At 65.7% G+C, this 19,141-nt stretch carries 16 protein-coding genes; 11 read left to right on the top strand and 5 right to left on the bottom strand.

Annotated features, from left to right (window positions below):
* Positions 1-17: 17 nt before the first annotated feature.
* Positions 18-1,253 (bottom strand): ABC transporter substrate-binding protein, encoded by a 1,236-nt coding sequence (locus tag DBV14_RS05620; protein WP_124458205.1) that lies wholly within the window; start codon positions 1,251-1,253, stop codon positions 18-20.
* 92 nt (positions 1,254-1,345) lie between these two features.
* Positions 1,346-3,160 (bottom strand): acyclic terpene utilization AtuA family protein, encoded by a 1,815-nt coding sequence (locus DBV14_RS05625; RefSeq protein WP_124458206.1) that lies wholly within the window; start codon positions 3,158-3,160, stop codon positions 1,346-1,348.
* Between the two features lie 179 nt (positions 3,161-3,339).
* Here DBV14_RS05625 and DBV14_RS05630 point away from each other — a divergent pair, with 179 nt between their 5' ends.
* The 9 genes from DBV14_RS05630 to DBV14_RS05670 all read left to right on the top strand — a co-directional run bounded on the left by DBV14_RS05630 (position 3,340) and on the right by DBV14_RS05670 (position 14,252).
* Positions 3,340-4,146, top strand: a complete 807-nt coding sequence (locus DBV14_RS05630) for a TIGR03084 family metal-binding protein (RefSeq protein WP_124458207.1) — start codon at positions 3,340-3,342, stop codon at positions 4,144-4,146.
* Positions 4,143-5,012 (top strand): phosphatidylglycerol lysyltransferase domain-containing protein, encoded by an 870-nt coding sequence (locus DBV14_RS05635; protein WP_185545932.1) that lies wholly within the window; start codon positions 4,143-4,145, stop codon positions 5,010-5,012. Before DBV14_RS05630 ends, DBV14_RS05635 begins: the two co-directional genes overlap by 4 nt.
* Before the next feature lie 81 nt (positions 5,013-5,093).
* A complete protein-coding gene (locus tag DBV14_RS05640) occupies positions 5,094-6,713 on the top strand; it encodes an acyl-CoA carboxylase subunit beta (RefSeq protein ID WP_124458209.1) in 1,620 nt (539 codons plus the stop codon).
* A gap of 19 nt (positions 6,714-6,732) precedes the next feature.
* Positions 6,733-7,887: an acyl-CoA dehydrogenase family protein gene (locus DBV14_RS05645; RefSeq protein WP_124458210.1), complete on the top strand. Its 1,155-nt coding sequence runs from the start codon at positions 6,733-6,735 to the stop codon at positions 7,885-7,887.
* Positions 7,888-7,926: 39 nt separating this feature from the next.
* Positions 7,927-9,939 carry an acetyl-CoA carboxylase biotin carboxylase subunit gene (locus DBV14_RS05650; protein ID WP_124458211.1) on the top strand — a complete coding sequence of 671 codons (2,013 nt, stop codon included), beginning with the start codon at positions 7,927-7,929 and terminating at the stop codon, positions 9,937-9,939.
* On the top strand, positions 9,936-10,736 hold the full coding sequence (locus DBV14_RS05655; RefSeq protein ID WP_124458212.1) for an enoyl-CoA hydratase/isomerase family protein: 801 nt from the start codon (positions 9,936-9,938) through the stop codon (positions 10,734-10,736). The genes DBV14_RS05650 and DBV14_RS05655 overlap by 4 nt, the downstream gene beginning before the upstream one ends.
* A 149-nt stretch (positions 10,737-10,885) precedes the next feature.
* On the top strand, positions 10,886-11,716 hold the full coding sequence (locus DBV14_RS05660; RefSeq protein WP_260396827.1) for an AraC family transcriptional regulator: 831 nt from the start codon (positions 10,886-10,888) through the stop codon (positions 11,714-11,716).
* A gap of 24 nt (positions 11,717-11,740) precedes the next feature.
* A complete protein-coding gene (locus DBV14_RS05665; protein ID WP_124458213.1) occupies positions 11,741-12,565 on the top strand; it encodes an SDR family oxidoreductase in 825 nt (274 codons plus the stop codon).
* 100 nt (positions 12,566-12,665) lie between these two features.
* A complete protein-coding gene (locus DBV14_RS05670; protein ID WP_124458214.1) occupies positions 12,666-14,252 on the top strand; it encodes a class I adenylate-forming enzyme family protein in 1,587 nt (528 codons plus the stop codon).
* A 37-nt stretch (positions 14,253-14,289) separates the two neighbouring features.
* Here the strand turns inward: DBV14_RS05670 and DBV14_RS05675 are convergent, their stop codons facing one another.
* Together DBV14_RS05675 and DBV14_RS05680 are read right to left on the bottom strand one after the other, a co-directional pair.
* Positions 14,290-15,333 carry an alpha/beta hydrolase gene (locus tag DBV14_RS05675; protein WP_124458215.1) on the bottom strand — a complete coding sequence of 348 codons (1,044 nt, stop codon included), beginning with the start codon at positions 15,331-15,333 and terminating at the stop codon, positions 14,290-14,292.
* A gap of 76 nt (positions 15,334-15,409) precedes the next feature.
* Complete coding sequence (locus DBV14_RS05680) at positions 15,410-16,429, bottom strand: SMP-30/gluconolactonase/LRE family protein (RefSeq protein WP_124458216.1); 1,020 nt, start codon at positions 16,427-16,429, stop codon at positions 15,410-15,412.
* A gap of 226 nt (positions 16,430-16,655) precedes the next feature.
* Between DBV14_RS05680 and DBV14_RS05685 the strand changes: the two genes are divergently transcribed.
* The gene (locus DBV14_RS05685; RefSeq protein WP_185545933.1) at positions 16,656-17,375 is read left to right on the top strand and encodes a TetR/AcrR family transcriptional regulator; all 720 of its coding nucleotides are present in this window, start codon (positions 16,656-16,658) and stop codon (positions 17,373-17,375) included.
* A 108-nt stretch (positions 17,376-17,483) separates the two neighbouring features.
* Positions 17,484-18,131, top strand: coding sequence for a carbonic anhydrase (locus DBV14_RS05690; RefSeq protein WP_124458218.1), 648 nt, complete (start codon positions 17,484-17,486; stop codon positions 18,129-18,131).
* Positions 18,132-18,181: 50 nt separating this feature from the next.
* Here DBV14_RS05690 and DBV14_RS05695 read toward each other — a convergent pair whose 3' ends face one another.
* Positions 18,182-19,126 carry an ornithine cyclodeaminase family protein gene (locus DBV14_RS05695; RefSeq protein ID WP_124458219.1) on the bottom strand — a complete coding sequence of 315 codons (945 nt, stop codon included), beginning with the start codon at positions 19,124-19,126 and terminating at the stop codon, positions 18,182-18,184.
* Positions 19,127-19,141: the final 15 nt, after the last annotated feature.

Raw genomic sequence — 19,141 nt, forward strand, 5'->3', positions numbered from 1 at the left:
TGTGGGTTCTCATGCAGTCATTCGGGGAAAAACTCCGACACCACCTTCACGCTGCCGTCCTTCTGCGTGACCCCCTTCAAGCCATTGAAGCCCACGTAGTCGGACACCACCTTCCACTTGCCGTCCTGGATCTGCGAGAGCCGCGAATAGGGGCTGCCCAGCCGCTTGGTGGCGGTGAAGCTGGCCTCGGGTGCGCCGAAGATGTCGCGCGGGATCACGATGCTGTCCATCGCCTTGATGAAGCTGTCGGTGCCAAGGTCGGGCCCCGCCTTCAGGGCCGCGCGTGCAAAGGCATCCGCGCCGTAGTAGCCGTACACCGCGAAGGTGTTGGGCTCATCGCCGAAGCGGTCCTTGTACTTGTTGGCCCAGGCGCGCACCTGCGGCGATGCGTCGTCCAGGTAGGGGTGCTGCGCCGTCATGATCGCGTACAGGCCGTCCATGTTCTTGCCGCCCAGCTTGTGGATCAGGTCGCTGTAGGCGGCCGACGAGGTGACGAAGACGGGGTTGAAACCGGTCTTGCGCGCTTCGGCGATGGTGCCCACTGTCTCGCGGATGACGGTGCCCATCATCACCAGGTCGCAGCCCGCCGCCTTCATCCTGGCGACCTGCGACGAGAAATCGGTTGCCCCGCGCTTGTACGAAGTCTTCTCCACCAGCTCCATGTTCACGAGCTTCAAGCCGGCCTCGCTGCCGCGCAGCACCTCCTGGCCGAAGTCGTCGTCCTGGTAGATCACGCAGGGCTTCTTCAGTCCCTGCTCCTTGACCAACCGCGGCGCCGCGGTACGCATCTGGTCGTAGTTGGTCGCGAAGAACGCGAACTTCAGGCGATTGACGGGCTCGTACATTTCGCGCGCCGCGCTCACCGGCAGGAAGCTGATGACGTTCTTCTCCAGTTGCAACGGCATCGCCGCCAAGCTCGGTGCCGTGCCGAGAACGCTGGTCAAGAGGAAGACCTTGTCCTGGTTGATCAGCTTCTGCGCGGCCAGCACCGACTTCTTGGGGTCGTAGCCCGAGTCTTCCACCACCAGCTTGACCTTGCGGCCCTGGATGCCGCCCTGTTCGTTGAGCTCGTCGAAGCGCAATTGCAAGCCGTTGCGCAATGCCTTGCCATAGCTCGCGGCCGGGCCGGAAAGATCGACGATGGTTCCGAGCTTGATCTCGCCCTTGCCGATGCCCTGGCTGGCGTTCTGGGCGAATGCAGGTCCGGTGCCCAGAACCATTAGGGCAAGAGCGACGGGGAATCTTCGTTTCATGTGCGTCTCCTTTTTTTGACGTGGATCGAACGGGTCTGCCGGTGCATCGCATCGACCGGCGCGGTGCACTGCTGTGTGAGCGGATGGGTTCTTCAGTGCCTGCGATCGAGGCTCGCGGCGATGGACCGCGGAACCTTGATGCTCATGTCCAGCAGCATCTGTCCCATGCCCTTGCCCAGCGGGTCCATGCGCATCGACGACGGGCCGCCGCCGTCCAGCGCTTCGTGCAGCAGCAGGTTCATGGAGGCCGTGCCGGGCAGATGGAAACGCTCGACCCTGCCGTGCATCAGGTGTGCGAAGTAGCCGCGCACCGCATCGGGCGTGACCTGGTCCCACAGCAATGGCAGCCACTCGGGGCGGCGGGCCACGAGGCCGATGTTGGAAATATCGCCCTTGTCTCCGCTGCGCGCGTAGGCGAGGGCGATCAGCCGCACTTCTTCCTGGGCTTCGTCCGCGTCATGCCAGGCGTCGGGCGCGGCCGTGGGTGGTACGTCGGCGGTGCCGGTGCCTGGCGGAATGGCAACGGCATGGCGCTCCCCATCGAGCACGTACGCCACCGCGACGGCCCCCTTGTCCAGAGTGAATGCAAAGGGCTTGACCAACGGCGACACCGTGGGCCGGCCGCCCCCCGGGCTGGTGGTGCCAGGCGCACCGGATGTGGCCAAAGGCGCGATCTCGCGCGAGAACATTTCGAGCGCCGCCTTCTGTGGATGGTTGGCGACCACGCGCAGCATGACCTCGCGCACATGACGCGTGCGCGCATGTGGGCCGTACAGTGTTTCGGCTCCGATGACCTCGACGAAAGTCGAAGTGAAGGGCGGTTGCCCGCTCTCGCGCAGGATGTTGCCGGCCCGTTCGAGGATGGTTTCGCCGGTGCGCAGCGCCTTCTTTTCGGCGTCGAAGCCCACGATCACCAGACTGCCGGCGCAGCGGTAGCCGTCGAACTGCGTGGCCGACACCTTGTAGCCGGGCATCGGCGCACGCCCCTTGGCGGGGCTCACCCGCACACGGTCCGCGCCTTGCTGCTCGATCACCACGTCGCGGAAATCGCAGGTCACGTCGGGCAGCATGTAGGCAGCCGGGTCGCCGATCTCGTAGAGCATCTGCTCGGCGATGGCCGCGCGTATCACCTTGCCGCCGGTGCCCTCGGGCTTGGTGACGACGAAGCTGCCGTCGGCATGGCACTCGACGATGGGGAAGCCCATGTGGGCCCAGTCGGGAATGTCTTCCCAATCGGTGTGCAGGCCGCCCGTCGCCTGGCAACCGCATTCGATGATGTGGCCGGCCAGGCTGCCGGAAGCCAGCAGGTCGAAGTCGTCGCTGCGCCAGCCGAACTCGTGCATCAAGGGGCCGAGCGTGACGGCGCTGTCGACGCACCGGCCGGTGATCACCACGTCGGCGCCGGCCGCCAGCGCGGCGGCAATCGGCACGGCGCCCAGGTAGGCATTCGCGCTCAGCACTTTTTCGGGCAGCGCCTCTCCGGTGAACATGTCCTTGGCGCCGAGCCCGCGCAGCGCCGGCATCTTCGCGCTGAGGTCGTCGCCTTCCACCACCGCGACGCGCAGCGAAATGCCTTCGGCCTCGGCCAGCGCGCGCAACGCATCGGCACACCCCTGGGGGTTGATGCCGCCGGCATTGCTGATCACCTTGATGCCTTGCCGCTTGATCTCCTTGAGCACCGGCTTCATCGAGATGTCGACGAAGTCGGTGGCATAGCCCATTTCGGGTTTCCTGGCACGCGCGGCGGCCAGGATGGCCATGGTGGTCTCGGCCAGGAAGTCGAACACCAGGTAGTCGAGCCGGCCGTGTTTCACGAGCTGCGGCGCGGCCACCATGCTGTCGCCCCAGAAGCCTGAAGCGCCTCCGATGCGGACGACTTTTTGTTCGGATGAAGAGGGGCGGGTCATGCGTGTTTTCCTGGGGGGTCTGATCGAAAAGTCAGCTTATCCAGCGCGCCTGCAAAACGCTTGCGCCGAAGCGCTGTGTTGCGCAGCGCTTCGGCGCAAGACCTGCCGGCCTTCGTTCGGTAGCCTCGCGTCAATCATGGCGTGTGCCGACCGCCACGCCTGAAAAAAGGACCGATGCGATGAGAGAGACAACCGACGACCTGCGTGCCGAATACAAGGGGCTGGCCGACCTGGCGCGCACCCTGAGCCCCGCGCAGTGGAACGAGACCACCGCCTTCTACGGATGGACGGCCTGGGACGAAATCGCGCACACCTGCTTCTTCGACGAAACCGCGCTGCTGTCGGCCACCGACACCGACGCCTTTGCCCGCGATGCCGCGGGCTTGATGGCCCGGATTGCGGCGGGCAAGGAAATCAGCGCCATCGCGCGCGAAAAATACGGCCACCTCGATGGTGCGGCGCTGCTGGCCCGGTGGGAGCCGATCGCCATGCGGCTCGTGGACGCACTGCAGCCTCTGGACCCCAAGGCGCGCCTGCCCTGGTACGGGCCCAGCATGAGCGCGCTGTCGTTCGCTTCCGCCCGGGTGATGGAAGTCTGGGCGCACGGCCAGGACGTGTGGGACCTGATGCGGCGCGAACGGCCCGCTACCGCGCGGCTGAAGCACATCGCCCACATCGGCGTGAACACCTTCGGCTGGACCTTCGTCAATCGCAAGCTGCCGGTGCCAGGCCCTGCACCGCGCGTCGAGCTCGAGGCGCCCGATGGCGGCACGTGGACCTGGGGCGACGTGAGTGCCGAGGAGTTCGTGCGCGGATCGGCAACAGACTTCTGCCTTGTCGTCACGCAGCGGCGCCATGTGGCCGACACGGCACTGCGCTACAGCGACGGCGCGGCGCGGCAATGGCTGTCGATGGCGCAGTGCTTTGCCGGCCCTCCGGCGGACGGCCCGGCGCCGGGCGTGCGCAAGGTGGTGTACGTACCTTGACCGGGCTGCCGCTGACGCTCGACCTGCAGGCGCCGATCGACGCCGCGCTGGCACGTCTTCGCGAGGGCAGCGGTGCGCATTGCCTCTCGGACCATTCGTTCTCCAATCTCTATCTGTTCCGCGAGGTTCACAGCTACCGCTTTCTTCCGGGAGAGTGGCCTTGCATTTCGGGTCTTGCTTACGACGGCAGCCGGCACCTGATGCCGCTGTTCGAGCCTGCCGCGGCGCCCCGCGATGTGTGGGCCGAACTGCTGCAAGGGCACGGGCATGTCTATCCGGTGGCGGCGCGCCATGCCGATGGGCTTCCGACCGGCCTGTTCGAGATCTCCGATTCGCGCGACGACGCGGACTATTTATTCGCCGCTTCCGATTTCGTCGACTACCCCGGACGCGCGCTGGCCAAGAAGCGCAATCTCCTGCGGCAGTTTCACGCGGCGCATGTTCCACATGCCGAGCCATTCAGCGACGAACTCGCGGAGGCGGCCCGGCAGGTGTTGCGCGGCTGGATGGCGCAGAAAGAAAAGAACCCGGGCGAAGCCGACGAAGCCGCCTGTTTGGAGGCCATCGCGTTGCATGCGCGCTTCGGGCTCGAAGGCTTCGTGTATTTCGCCGAAGGGCAGCCGATGGGGTTCGTGCTGGCGCAGGAACTGCAGCCGGGCGTTTTCGTGATGCGTTTCGCCAAGGGACTCGACAGCCACGCCGGCCTCTATCCCTTCATGTTCCAGCATTTCTGCCGCGAATTTGCGCGGCCTGTGGCATGGCTCAATTTCGAGCAGGACTTGGGCATCGCGGGGTTCCGCCGCAGCAAGCTGTCTTATCAGCCGAGGGCGCTGCTGTCCAAGTTCCGTTTGCGTTTGCGGGCCTGACCCCGCATCGCAGCGACTGCGCGCAAGACGTTGCGCACCGCTTTGCCTAAGCTGCTTTCCATACATCCAAGGCAGCAGCAAATGGCAACCATCGAATCGAGTATTTCTACTGGCAGCGAGAACTTCCAGTCCAACCGCGACGGCATGCTGGCGCTCATCGAGCGTGTCCGTGGCTACCAGCAACGCGCCGTCATGACATCGGCTAAATCACGCGAGCGCTTCGAGAAGCGCGGCCAGTTGCTGCCGCGCGAGCGCTTGTCATTGCTGCTCGATCCGGGCACGCCGTTTCTTGAAATCGGCTCACTGGCGGGCCTTGGCCTGGACAACCCCGACCTCGAGAAAAGCGTGCCGGGCGGCGGCGTGATCGGCGGCATCGGCTGGGTCTCGGGCGTGCGCGTGATGATCAACGCCTCCGACTCCGGCATCGATGCCGGCGCGCTGCAGCCGATGGGCATCGACAAGCAGTTGCGCATGCAGGAAATCGCGCTCGAGAACAAGCTGCCCTATATCCAGCTGGTCGAGTGCGCTGGCGCCAACCTCATGACCTACCGGGTCGAGGAATTCGTGGTCGGCGGCAACCTGTTTCGCAACATCGCGCGCATGTCGGCCGCGGGCCTGCCGGTGATCACCGTGACACACGGTTCTTCGACGGCGGGCGGTGCCTACCAGACGGGTCTGTCGGACTACATCGTGATGGTGCGGGGCCGCTCGCGGGCTTTCCTGGCGGGGCCGCCGCTGCTCAAGGCCGCCACCGGCGAGGTCGCGACCGAAGAAGAGCTGGGCGGCGCGGTGATGCACACCCACATCTCTGGCCTGGGCGACTACCTGGCCGAAGACGACCGCGACGCCATTCGCATCGCACGCGAGATCGTCGCCAACATCGACTGGCATCGCGATGTGCCGCCCGAGCCGGCGCGGCGCTTCAAGCCGCCGCGCCACGATGCGGAAGAACTGCTGGGCATCATGCCGATGGACCACAAGCGCCCGGTGGACATGCGGCAGGTGATCGCGCGCATCGCGGACGATTCCGAGTTCCTGGAGTTCGGCGAGAACTACGGCAGCGCCACGGTGGTCGGCCACATCAAGGTCGAAGGATTGCCGCTCGGCGTGGTGACCAACAACGGGCCGATCGACGTGGCCGGCGCTTCCAAGGCCACGCACTTCATCCAGGCCTGCTGCCAGTCGCAGACGCCCATCCTCTACCTCAACAACATCACGGGCTTCATGGTGGGCAAGGACGTGGAGGAGGCCGGCATCATCAAGCACGGCTCCAAGATGATCCAGGCGGTGACCAACGCCACCGTGCCGCAGATCACGCTCTTTTGCGGCGCGTCGTTCGGCGCCGGCAACTACGGCATGTGCGGCCGGGGCTTTCATCCGCGCTTCTGCTTTTCGTGGCCCAACGCCAAGACGGCCGTGATGGGCGGCGAGCAGGCGGCCAAGACGATGTCCATCGTCACCGAGGCGGCCATGAAGCGCAAAGGCGAGGTGGACCAGGCCAGGCTCGACGACATGGAGCGCCGGATCATCGAGCGCTTCGACGGCCAGATGAGCGTTTTTCATACCAGCGCGCGGCTGCTCGACGACGGCGTGATCGACCCGCGCGACACCCGCACGGTGCTGGCCAAGGTGCTGTCGATCTGCCGCGATGCCGAGCTGCGCAAGCCGCATCCGATGCAGTTCTCGGTGGCACGGCCCTGAGAAAAAGAAGAAAGACACCATGCAACTGACACCCGAACACGAAGCACTGCGCGACACGCTCAAGCGATTCATCGCGCAGGAAATCAATCCGCACGTGGACGAATGGGAAAAGGCAGAGATCTTCCCGGCCCACCAGGTGTTTCGCCGCATGGGCGAACTCGGGCTGCTGGGCCTGACCATGCCGGTGGAAAACGGCGGTGCGGGCCTCGACCATTCGTATTCGGCCCTGATGGCCGAGACCCTCGCGGAAGTCAATTGCGGCGGCGTGCCGCTGGCCATCGGCCTGCAGACCGACATGGCGACACCGGCATTGGCGCATCGCGGCAGCAAGGAGCTGCGCGACGAATTCCTCACGCCGGCCATCGCGGGCGAGTACGTGGCCTGCCTGGGCGTGTCCGAAGTCGGCAGCGGATCGGACGTGGCGTCGATCAAGACCACGGCCCGCAAGGACGGTGGCGACTACGTCATCAACGGCGGAAAGATGTGGACGACCAGCGGAACGCAGGCCGATTTCTGCTGCGTGCTGGCCAATACCTCCGACGGTGCGGCGCATCGCAACAAGTCGCTGATCGTCGTCCCGATGAAGACGCCGGGCGTGTCTGTTGCACGCAAGCTGAAGAAGCTGGGCATGCACGCCTCGGACACCGCGCAACTGCACTTCGACGAGGTGCGCGTGCCGCAGCGTTACCGCATTGGCGAGGAGGGCATGGGCTTCATGTACCAGATGGAGCAGTTCCAGGTCGAGCGGCTGTGGGGCGCGCTCAACAACGCCGGCATGGCCCAGCGCGCGATCGACATCACCATCGACTACACGCGCGAGCGCAAGGCCTTCGGCCGCTCCATCCTCGACAACCAATGGGTGCACTACAAGCTGGCCGAACTGCAGACTGAGGTGTCGTGCCTCAAGGCGATCTGCTGGCAGGCGGTGGAAGAAATGGTCGCGGGCCGGGACGCCACGCGCACCGCCACCGTGGCCAAGCTCAAGGCCGGCCGCGTCATGCGCGAAGTGGCCGACGGCTGCCTCCAGTTCTGGGGCGGCATGGGCTTCATGGACGAGAGTCACATCACGCGCATCTTCCGCGACGGCCGGCTGACCTCCATCGGCGGCGGTGCCGACGAGGTCATGTTGCAGATCCTCAGCAAGTTCATGGGCACCTTTCCCAAGTCGGCCTGAGCAGCCGCTCCTGTCGTCTCTTTTTCGGACCACGCTTTCATGACCGATTCCACCTCTACCCCGACGCCTTTCCAGAAGATCCTCATCGCGAACCGCGGCGAGATTGCGCTGCGCGTGATCCGCAGCGCGCGTGCACTCGGCTACCGCACCGTGGCGGTGTATTCCACCGCCGACGCCGGCGCGCGCCATGTGCTGGAGGCCGACCAGTCGGTCTGCATCGGCGAGCCGCTGCCGGCGCAGTCGTACCTGCGCATCCCGGCCATCATCGAGGCGGCGCGCCTGAGCGGCGCCGACGCCGTGCATCCGGGCTACGGCTTCCTGGCCGAGAACGAAGATTTTGCGCAGGCCTGCAAGGACGCCGGGCTTGTGTTCATCGGCCCCTCGGCCGAAGCCATCGTGTCGATGGGCAACAAGGCCGGCGCCAAGACGCTGATGCAGGCTGCCGGCGTGCCGTGCATTCCCGGCTACCAGGGCGAAGACCAGGGCGAGCAGCGCCTGGCGTCGGAGGCTGCGCGCATCGGCTTTCCGGTGATGATCAAGGCCACGGCCGGCGGCGGCGGCCGCGGCATGCGGCTGGTGCCCTCGGCCAAGGAGTTTCCCGAGCTGCTGCGCAGCGCGCGCTCCGAAGCGCAGAGCGCCTTCGGCGACCCGGAGGTGATCTTGGAGCGCGCCATCGTGGAGCCGCGTCACATCGAGATCCAGATCTTCGCGGACCGCTACGGCAACGCCATCCACCTGGGCGAGCGCGATTGCTCGGTGCAGCGCCGGCACCAGAAGCTGATTGAAGAGGCGCCGTCGCCGGCCGTCGATGCGGCGCTGCGCGAGCGCATGGGCGCCACGGCCGTTGCGGCCGTGAAGGCGATCCGCTACGAAGGCGCCGGCACGCTCGAATTTTTGCTCGACCGCGAGGGCAACTTCTACTTCATGGAGATGAACACGCGCCTGCAGGTCGAGCACCCGGTGACGGAGGCCGTTACCGGGCTCGACCTGGTCGAGCTGCAGTTGCGCGTTGCCGCGGGAGAAGCATTGCCGCTCACGCAGGAGCAGGTGCGCTTTTCGGGCCACGCCATCGAGGTGCGGCTGTGCGCCGAGGATGCCGACAAGGGCTTCATGCCGCAGAGCGGCACGGTCGCGCTCTGGAAGATGCCGGCGCAATTGCGCGTCGAGGATGCATTGCGCTCAGGCGCCGAGATTCCGCCGTTCTACGACTCGATGATCGCCAAGATCATCAGCCACGGCCGCACGCGCGACGAAGCACGCCGCAAGCTGATGGCGGGGCTGGAAGATGCGGTCGCACTCGGCGTGACGACCAACCAGGCCTTCCTGCGCAGTTGCCTTGCGCACCCGGTCTTTGCGGCCGGTGGTGCGACCACGGCATTCATCGGGCAGCACCAGGATGCGTTGCTGCAGCAGGACCCGGAAGCGCAGTCGCGCGCCGCGGCGCTGGCGGCCGTGCTGCTCTATGCCACCGCCGGTTCGTCGCGCCCGCGCCGCGCGGGGCGCACGATGACGCACAACCTGCCGATCTCGCAACGCTTCGATCTGGGCGGCCGCACCTGGAACGCCAGTGTGGTGCTGGGAACGCAGCATCGCTTTCAGGTCAGCCTTGGCGACGCGCAGGACTTCGCCATCGAGATCGCCCAGGTCGACGAAGCCTCGGTGCGCTTCGTGTGCAACGGCGTGTCGGAGAACGCAGCCTTTTATCGCGATGGCCCGCTCCTGCTGCTGCACTACCGCGGCCGGGCACTGCGCATCGAAGACAAGACGCGCGCCGCATCGGCCCGCCAGGGCGAGGCGGGCGGCGACGGCAAGCTGCGCGCCTCCATGAACGGGCGCGTGGTCGCGGTGCTCGCCGCCGTCGGCGACACGGTGCAGGTCGGGCAGCCCATCGTCACGCTCGAGGCCATGAAGATGGAGCACGTCCACGTGGCTTCCGTGGCCGGCAAGCTCGCCGCGCTGCACGTGGCGGTGGGCGAGCAGGTGGCCGCGAGCCGCGTGGTGGCCGAGATCGAAGTCACCGAAACAACAACCACTCCCCAGGAAAAACCATGAGAGACACGACGATCGCCGCCGGCACCGCGCCGGTGGTTCTTCTTGAAAAGCGCGACCGCGCGTTCTGGATCACCATCAACCGCCCCGACAAGCGCAACGCCATCAGCAAGGATGTGGTCGCAGGCATCCGCGAGGGCTATCGGCAGGCCCACGCCGACCCGGAAGTGCGCGTGATCGTGCTGACCGCCGCGGGCGACAAGGCGTTCTGCGCCGGTGGCGATCTGCAGCCGGGTGCGGCGTTCAGCTTCGACCACTCCAGGCCCAACGTGGAATATGCCGACCTGCTGCGCGATGCGCAGAACGCCACCCTGCCCAGCATCGCGCGGGTCAACGGCGTGTGCATGGCCGGCGGTTTCGGCCTGCTGTGCATGACCGACATGGCCATCGCGGCGGACCACGTGCAGTTCGGCCTGCCCGAGGTGAAGATCGGACTCTTTCCGATGCAGGTGCTGAGCGTGCTCAACGGCGTTGCGCCGCGCCGCAAGGTGCGCGAATGGTGCATCACGGGCGAGCCCTTCGACGCCGAGGAAGCCAGGAAAAACGGATTGCTGAACTACGTGGTGCCGGCCGCCGAGCTGGACGCCAAGACCCAGTGGCTCATCGACCGGCTGGCCGGCAAGTCGCCGACCGCCATTCGCCGTGGCAAGTACGCCATGCGGGCCATGGACGCGATGTCTTTCGACGAAAGCATTGCCTACACCGAGAGCCAGATCGCCCTCATGGCCATGACGGAAGACGCCAGGGAAGGGCTGGCGTCATTCAACGAGAAGCGCAAGCCGGTATGGACGGGGCGCTGAGGGCGCCGGGCAGCCTGAGCGAGCTATCGGAAATGCTATGGACGACCGCCATCCACCGCCGCGAGAATCGGTGGAGACGACCCACGGGGCATGCCAGCCTGGCAGGCCGCGGTGGGGCGCCATCGGTCAAGCCAAGCAAGGAGACGCTCATGCCCCATCACCCAGAACCCGCGGAAAGCCCCCCGGTTGCCGCGCAGGCGACGGGGCCGGCACGGCCGGATTCGATGATGTGGCTGAACGTCGACCGCGTGGTGTATGTCGGCCTGGTCGGCGAGCCGATGGTTCGGGAGCTGGGCGCGTATTCCATCTACGTGTCGCTGAGCAAGACGCACCGCATTTCCATCGAGGGCGGGCCGTGGCAGGAGGCGGAACTCTCGGTGGTGCCGCCATATGTTTCGCATTCCCTCGTGTCGGGCGACCGCATGATCTGCGACATCTTGATCGAGGCCGACAGCGTGGCGCTCGACCAGTTGCCCGCGTTCATTGCCAACGGACGGGGCGCGGTGCCGGCGCCTGAAACGGCGAGCGCGCTGCGCGGCGCGCTCGAACGTTTTCAGGGCGGAACGGCCCGGCAGACGCTGCACACGGCCGATTTCGACCAGTGCTTTTTCGGCCAGGCGCTGGCGCCGCGTGCCATCGACCGGCGCATCCGCGCGGTGCTGGCGAAGATCAAGGACGACCCGAACAGCCACACCTCGGCACAGGATTGCGCCGAGGTCTCGCACCTTTCGGTGTCGCGCTTCCTGCATCTTTTCAAGACCGAGACCGGCACGTCGTTTCGCAGCTTTCGCACCTGGCAACGGGCGCGCAGCGTTCTCTACTACGTGACGCAGGACGCGAACCTTGCGCAGATCGCGCTCGACGTGGGCTATCCGGACTCGACCCATTTCAGCCATTCGGTACGGCAGGTCTACGGACTGACGCCGAAGTCGATCTTCGCGGTCGGCCGCAAGATCGATGTGCATGGCCGCGTGGCTTAGTTGGCGCGGCACAGGAGACATTCAATGCAAGTGAATTTTGATTTCAGCGGACAGCACGTGGTCGTTTTCGGCGGCACCACGGGCATCAATTTCGGCATCGCGCATGCCTTTGCACGGCAGGGCGCCAGCCTGACGGTGGTGAGCCGCAAGCCCGAGAACGTCGAGGCCGCGACCACCGAGCTGCGCAGCTACGGCGGCAAGGTGCACGGCGTGAGCGCGGACGTGCGCGACTTCGATGCCGTGGGGCGCGCGCTGCAGGCGTCCGTCGATCGCTTCGGCCTCATCGACACGCTGGTGTCGGGGGCGGCGGGCAATTTTCTCTGCGAAGCCAAGGACATGTCGTCCAACGGATTCAAGGTGGTGGTCGACATCGACCTGGTCGGGAGTTTCCACGTGCTGCGCCAGGCCCACGCGCACCTGAAGAAACCGGGTGCGTCGGTCATCAACATCACCGCGCCGCAGTCGTTCATTCCCATGCGCTACCAGGCGCATGCCTGCGCTGCAAAGGCCGGCGTCGATCAGCTCACGCGGGTGCTGGCGCTGGAGTGGGGCGGAGAGGGCATTCGCATCAACTCGATCTCTCCCGGCCCTATCGATGGCACCGAGGGCTTTCGCAAGTTGATGGCGCCGGCACCATCGGAGCGCGAGAGGGCGCGCAACGCCGTGCCGCTCAAGCGCTTCGGCAGCCTCGACGACGTCGCCAACCTGGCCTTGTTCCTGGCGTCGCCGTTTGCCGGCTACATCTCCGGCGCATTGATTCCGTGCGACGGCGGCGGGGCCATGGAAAGCGTCAAGCCCGCGCTGGAATCGGCGGGGGACGAGGCAACCGCGTCCGCTGCAAAGGCGTAGCGCATTCGCCAGAAGCGGGAGTGGCGCGAAGTAGCTTGACGACTCGACGCAAGACGTCGCGCACCGGCCAAAGTAGCCTTCGTGCAAAAGGAGACAAGCCATGGAAATTTCACTCGACGCGCTGCAAAAACGTATTCGGCGGATTGCACTCGGGGACGTAATGCACCGCTCGGCGCGTCGCTTCGGCGAACGCACCGCACTGATCGACGGGGACACGCGCGCGTCGTACCGGGAGCTCGACGAGGCAGCCAACCGGTTCGCCCACTACCTGTTGGGGCAGGGCGCAGGGGAGGGCGGCCCTGTCGGCATGCTGTGCAGCAACTCCATCGAGATGATCAGCGCCATATTGGGCATCCACAAGGCGGGGCGGGTCTGGGTGCCAATCAACACCGCGCTGGCGCCGGAGGCCATCGGCTACATCCTCGACCACGCGGAAGTCCGCTCCCTGGTGATCGACGCAGCTTTCTACGCCAGGCCGGAGCTGCGCGAACTGGTCGAGTCCAGGGGCATCGTTCCCATCCTCGTATGCCCCGCGGACAAAGTTCCGGCCTCGGCTGCATTGACCGTGAACCAGTTGATTGCCAGCGGGCCGGTCACATTGCCCGAGGTCGAAATCGACAGCGACCAACTGGCGCTGATCATGTACACCAGCGGCACGACCGGCAAGCAGAAGGGCGTGATGCACTCGCATGCCTCGGTGTATGCCGCGTTGACCTCGAGCGCGATCGCCTGGCACAGCAGTACCACCGGCGATGTCTGGAGCGGCATGCTGCCTCTGTTCCACATCGGGCAGTACACGGTCATGATGACTCTGCTGGCCGTCGGCGGCACGATGCTGGTGCAGCGCGGCTTCGATCCGGGCGCCATGCTCGAAGCGATCGAGCGCCACAAAGTGACGGTGATCGCCGCGCTACCGATGATGTATGCGGCAATGCTTTCGCACCCCGACAAGCCCAGGCGCGACCTGAGCAGCCTGCGCCTGTGCATCTATGCCATGGCACCGATGTCGAAGGCGCTGGTGCTCAAGATGCTCGACGAGTTCTGTCCGAACCTCATGCAGCCCGGCGGGCAGACCGAGGTCATTGCGCCCGCCACGGTCTTCGAGGCCCACGAGCAGCGCAAGCGCTTCGGCGCGTACTGGGGCGTCGCCACCACAGCCAACGAAGTCGCGGTCATGGGCGACGACGGCCGGTTGCTGGAACGCGGCGAGGTCGGCGAGATCGTGTTCCGCGGTCCGAGCGTGATGCTCGGCTACTACAAGGACCCGGAAGCAACGGCGGCCGCGTGGCGGCACGGATGGCACCACTCAGGCGACCTGGGCATGTTCGACCAGGACGGGCAGTTGCTCTTCATGGACCGCCTGAAGGACATGATCAAGTCGGGCGGCGAGAACGTGCCGTCCATCAAGGTCGAGGAAGTGCTGCTGCGCCACCCGGCGGTGTTCAACGTGGCCGTGGTCGGGCTGCCGCATGATCGCTGGGGCGAAGCGATCACTGCTTTCATCGTGCTCAGGCCCGGGACGGCGGCAACGCCGGACGATGTGATCGCCCATTGCCAAGGGCAGCTCGGCGGTTTCGAAGTGCCCAAGGACATCGTTTTCGTGCCGGCACTTCCCATGACGCCGACAGGCAAGATCCAGAAGTTCGAGCTGCGCCGGGCGAACCTGGCGTACTACGAAAAGGGGTGATGGGCCTGACCGGCCCAGGCCCTCGCGTCCGGTTTTTCTACCGAAGGCGCTGGGCCACCCAACCGATCATTTTCGGTATGACCTCGTCGAGTCGCGTAACGGCACAGTGGCCTGTGTTGGCGAGCAACTCGACCACCGTGTCCTTGCGGCCTTCGAAGACCAGCGTGTCGTGTTGGGGGACATGGACGTCGTCCGCGCCATTGACCACCAGCATGGGCGCGTTCGCCTGAAGATCGAGCAGCGGGCGCAACGAGAAATCGGAAAGCGCGCGCGTCACGTCTTCCAGCTGCGGGCGCTGGTTGAAGCCCAGTGCGTTGCCGACGATGTCCGTCATGCCGAAGCTCGCGACGCCCTTGGGGGCAAACGCCGCCTCGACGGGGCCGCCGAGCACGATGGCCGCATCCACTTCGCCGGCGAGGCCCGAGCGGGCCGAGAAATAGCCGCCCATCGAAATACCGAGGTGGCCGACCTTGCGGGCCCCAAGGGACTTTGCCTCGGCCACCAGCCCGCTCACGATCTGCACGCTCGCCGCGGACATGGGAATCTGCGATTCGCCCGTGCCGGGAATGTCGAAGGCGATGACGCGCAGGCCTGCGTGCTGTGCGAAGGCGAGGAATATCTGCGGAAGGTCCATCTTCCAGGAGTCCACGCCGCCACTGGCCAGCAGAACCGGCGTGTCGGGCGCGGCGCCTTTGGGCGAAAAGATGTTGACGGCCACGGGAGTCGTTGAGCTACCGATAGGCAGTTGCAGCACGCGACGTTCGTGATCGAGGGGGAACTCGCGGGACCAGAGTTCGTACTGCGCGAGCTGGTGCTGCAACGCGCGCCGGCTGGCGTCGTTCGCGAGCGTGGGAAATTTTGCCCAGCCATAGGTGGCCGTTGCAAGGTCGTGCCGGCCTTCGCCTGCGTACCGTTTGGCGAGCTGCGACCATTCGAACACCCACCCGCCCGGCTCATCGACCCACATGCGCTTGATCGATGCACGCACGGCATCGACGTCGGCGGGATCGAGCCCACGGGTCATCTGGGGATAGCGTTCATGGAAGAGTTCCTGCGGATCGATCGGCCATTCGTAAGACATGAGATTGCTCCTTTGAGGGTGATGGGAAAGAGGGGCGTGGCTGGGTGACCTGCCGGGGTTTCGAGCGGCAGAGTGCTCAACGCCAATGGGCCAGCGGCATGCCGGCCACAGGGGAGCGGAAGCTGGCGAGCGTGGTGCCCATCAGGCTGCCGAGGTAGACGGTTCGCAGATCGGGGCCGCCGAAGGTGATGCTGGCCATCCATGGCGCGAGCGTGCCGTGCGCCTTCGCCATCACATCCATCGTGAGCGTTCCGGCCGCGAAATGGGTTTCGAGAGCGGCAGTGGCTTCGGCATTTCCGTCATCGAGCAGCTCCAGCATTTCGCCCTCGGGCGTGATGGCGAGCAGCCGGTCGGACATGATCATCGTGACCCACAGGTTGCCGAAGGCATCGAACGCCATGCCGTCCGGCGAGCCAGCTCCGAGAGATGAAGGGCCGAACACTTCACGCCCGGACAACGAGCCGTCGGCCGCGACTCGCAGGCGGGAGACCCGCTTGGCGGTTGTCTCTACGACATAGAGCCACTCTTCCTTTGCATCCAGCCGGACCTCGTTGGTGAACGCGAATCCGTCGGCGACAACGCGGGCGCCGCGCTCGTCCAGAAGAATGACGTAGCCGTCGTCGATGCCCGGCTTCAATGCTTCGGTCCAGGGATTGATGCGCGTGGACACCGTGATCCACAGCCGATTCCGGGCGTCGCGCAGAACGAAGTTCGCCTTTCCGATGGGCCGGCCGTCGATCGTGTCGAGCAGCACCCGGGACCGGCCATCGTCGCGCTGCATCAGCTCCAGCCGGTCGGTACCGAAGTTGGCGATCAGCAGGTTGCCGTCCGCGTCGAAAGCCAGGCCATTCGGCAAGGTTCCTGAAGTGAAGCGGCCATGCAGGTCGCTCGTGCTGTCGAAGTGCGAGTCGGTTTGCTGGGTGATCAGCCGCTGCGATCCGTCTGGCCGGATATGCATGACCCCGCCGCGGGCGTCGGCCACCCACAAATCGCCGCCCGATTCAGCCAGGACGCACTCGGGGCGCTTCAGGTCGACGCCGACGGGCGTCACCAACGACGGGTCGACCTTCCAGCCGCGCAGAGGGTTGGTTGCCATCTTGACTCCAGGAGTTTGCGAGGCGCAGCCTGGCGCCGCACGCTCACTTAATTGACTATACGTATGTATAATATCTTCGAAAGATCCGCTTGAACATGGGGGCCGGAATTTATTGGGTTGGTAGTTGCGCGGATACCGCCGTTGGCCGAATGGGGCAGGGCAGTCGCGACGATTGGTTGAACGAATGGATAAACTTATTTCGCCTTGCCACCCCGAGCCGGTATTCATGACCACCACCGCCACCACTGCAAAGACGCCACGAACGAGCGCGCCTAAAAAGCGCACACCGCAGCCCCGGCCCGACAGCGAGCAAACCAGGGAGCGCATCCTGGACAGTGCGGAAAAGCTTTTTGCGCGGCACGGATTTCATGGCACGTCGATTCGCGACATCGCCACCGATGCGGACTATCAGTTCGCGCTGATCGGCTACCACTTCGGCGCCAAGCTCGACCTGATGGACAGGGTTCTTGGCCGGCGCGCGGAGGTGCTGAATGCCGAGCGGCTGGCATTTCTGGCGCAGGCGCGCACGCGCAGCAAGGGAGCGCCGTTGCCGGTGCGCACGCTCATGGAGGGCTATGTCGGAGCGCTCATGGCGCGGGCTTCCCGCAACGACGCGGGTTGGCGCAACTACACCCAGCTTGTCGGGAGCGCGGCTGCCAGTGCGGAGTGGGCGGAACTGACCGACCGGCACTTCAACGCAGTGGCGCGCGAGTACCTGGGCGAGCTGCAGCGCAGCCTGCCCAAGGTGCCCAGCGAGGCCCTGCACCAGGCCTTCTTCTTTGCAGTGGGCGCGATGGTGTCGGCGTGCGCGAGGCCGGGCCGGATCGAGACCCTGTCGCAAGGAAAGTTCAAGTCCAAGGAGCTCTCGACGCTGTACGAGAACCTGTGCACGTTCCTGGAGGGCGGCTTCAAGGCCGTTGCCAGCCGCCGCCCGGAATCGGGTTGATGGGTCGGCCGGCGCTCATGCCTTCGAGACGAGGCCTGTTGCCATTGGCGCGGGCGCCGGATAGCCCGACAGATCCTTGGAAAATTTCGGGCCGATTAGACTGCCGCCATGCAAGACATCATTGCCGGCTTTCTTCGCTTCCAGACGGAAGTGTTCCCCACTCGCAAGGAGCTCTTCAGGGAGCTGGCAAAGAGCCAGACCCCGAAGGCGTTGTTCATCTCGTGTTCGGACAGCCGCATGGTGCCCGAGCTCGTTACCCAGCGAGAGCCGGGGGATCTTTTTGTCATGCGCAACGCGGGCAATATCGTTCCTTCCTTCGGTCCCGAACCGGGTGGCGTCTCGGCAACCGTCGAGTTCGCCGTATCGGCATTGAAGGTCAGCGATATTGTCATCTGCGGGCACTCCGATTGCGGCGCCATGAAGGCGATTGCAACCTGTGCCTGCATGGACTCGATGCCTGCCGTGAAGTCCTGGCTGCGCTACGCCGACGCCGCGCGCATGATCAATGAAGCGAAACCGCACGCGGACGAACGCTCGCGCGTGGATGGCATGGTGCGCGAAAACGTACTCGCCCAATTGAACAACCTGCGAACGCACCCGTCGGTTGCCCTGGCACTGGCCCAGGGTGCGCTCACGCTGCACGGCTGGGTCTACGACATTGAAAGCGGCTCGATCGACGCGCTGGACATGGCGACGAATCGTTTCGTGCCGTTGGCGAACCATCCAGCGGCTGGAAAAAAGCCGGAGAGCGCCTGACGAGGCCGCCACCAGATATCGTGCTGTTCTGGCGGCCGGCCCCGGTGGCCTCAGTTCGGAGCCAAAGCTTCGTAGACCAGCACTGCAGCGGCCAGGTCCTCCAGCGCGGTACCCACAGCCTTGAAAACGGTCCGCCCGTCATTCGAGGCGCGTCCCCGAATCCTGCCCGCGGCCAGATCGGCGAGATCGCCCGCCACATCTTTGGCGGTGAACACGCCGCGCGACATGGGCCCGAGCAGTTCGCCGCTCTTCTGCAAGGCTTCCTGCGTATCGACAAACAGGCGTGCGCCAGCAAAGCAGGCATCGTCGGCTTCGCGCATCTGCGGCGTGAAACTGCCGATCAGGTCGAGGTGGCTGCGCGGCCGAAGCCACGCGCCCAGCACCACCGGCTGTGTGGCGAGCGTGGCACAGCTCACGATGTCGGCATCGCTTACCGCCTTGGCGAGGTCCGGCGCAACGGATGCCTCGATGTCCTGCACGCACAGCCGCGCGGCGAGTGCCTTTGCCGCAGATTCGTCGCGGTCCCACAGCACCACGCGTTCGATGGGACGCACGGCACGGCAGGCCTCGGGAACCAGGCTGCCGACGCGCCCGCAGCCGACGACCAGCAGACTGCGCGCATCGGTGGGCGCCAAATAAGACGCGGCCAGGGCCGACGCGGCAGCGGTGCGGCGCGACGTGATCTCGTTGCCGTCGATCTGCGCCAGCGGCTCGCCCGTGCGTGCGTCGTACAGCACATAGGTCGAGAACAGTCCGGGCAGGCCGCGCTGCGCGTTCTCCGGGAAGATGGTCACCGTCTTGATGCCCATGTAGCGGTCGTGCTGCCACGCCGGCATGACGAGCACGGTGCGGGGCAGGGCGTCCGTCTCGGCCTGGAGCGAATGCGTGTGCCGCAAAGGGACCTCGCAGCCGGCGATGAACATGTCCCGAAGAGCCGGGATCAGGCGGTCGAAGGGCAGGGCACGGCGGGTGCTTTCGGTATCGATGATTTTCATGGGGTCGCGGATGGG

Source organism: Variovorax sp. KBW07 (genome assembly GCF_003852515.1).
In the GTDB taxonomy this organism is placed as follows: domain Bacteria; phylum Pseudomonadota; class Gammaproteobacteria; order Burkholderiales; family Burkholderiaceae_C; genus Variovorax.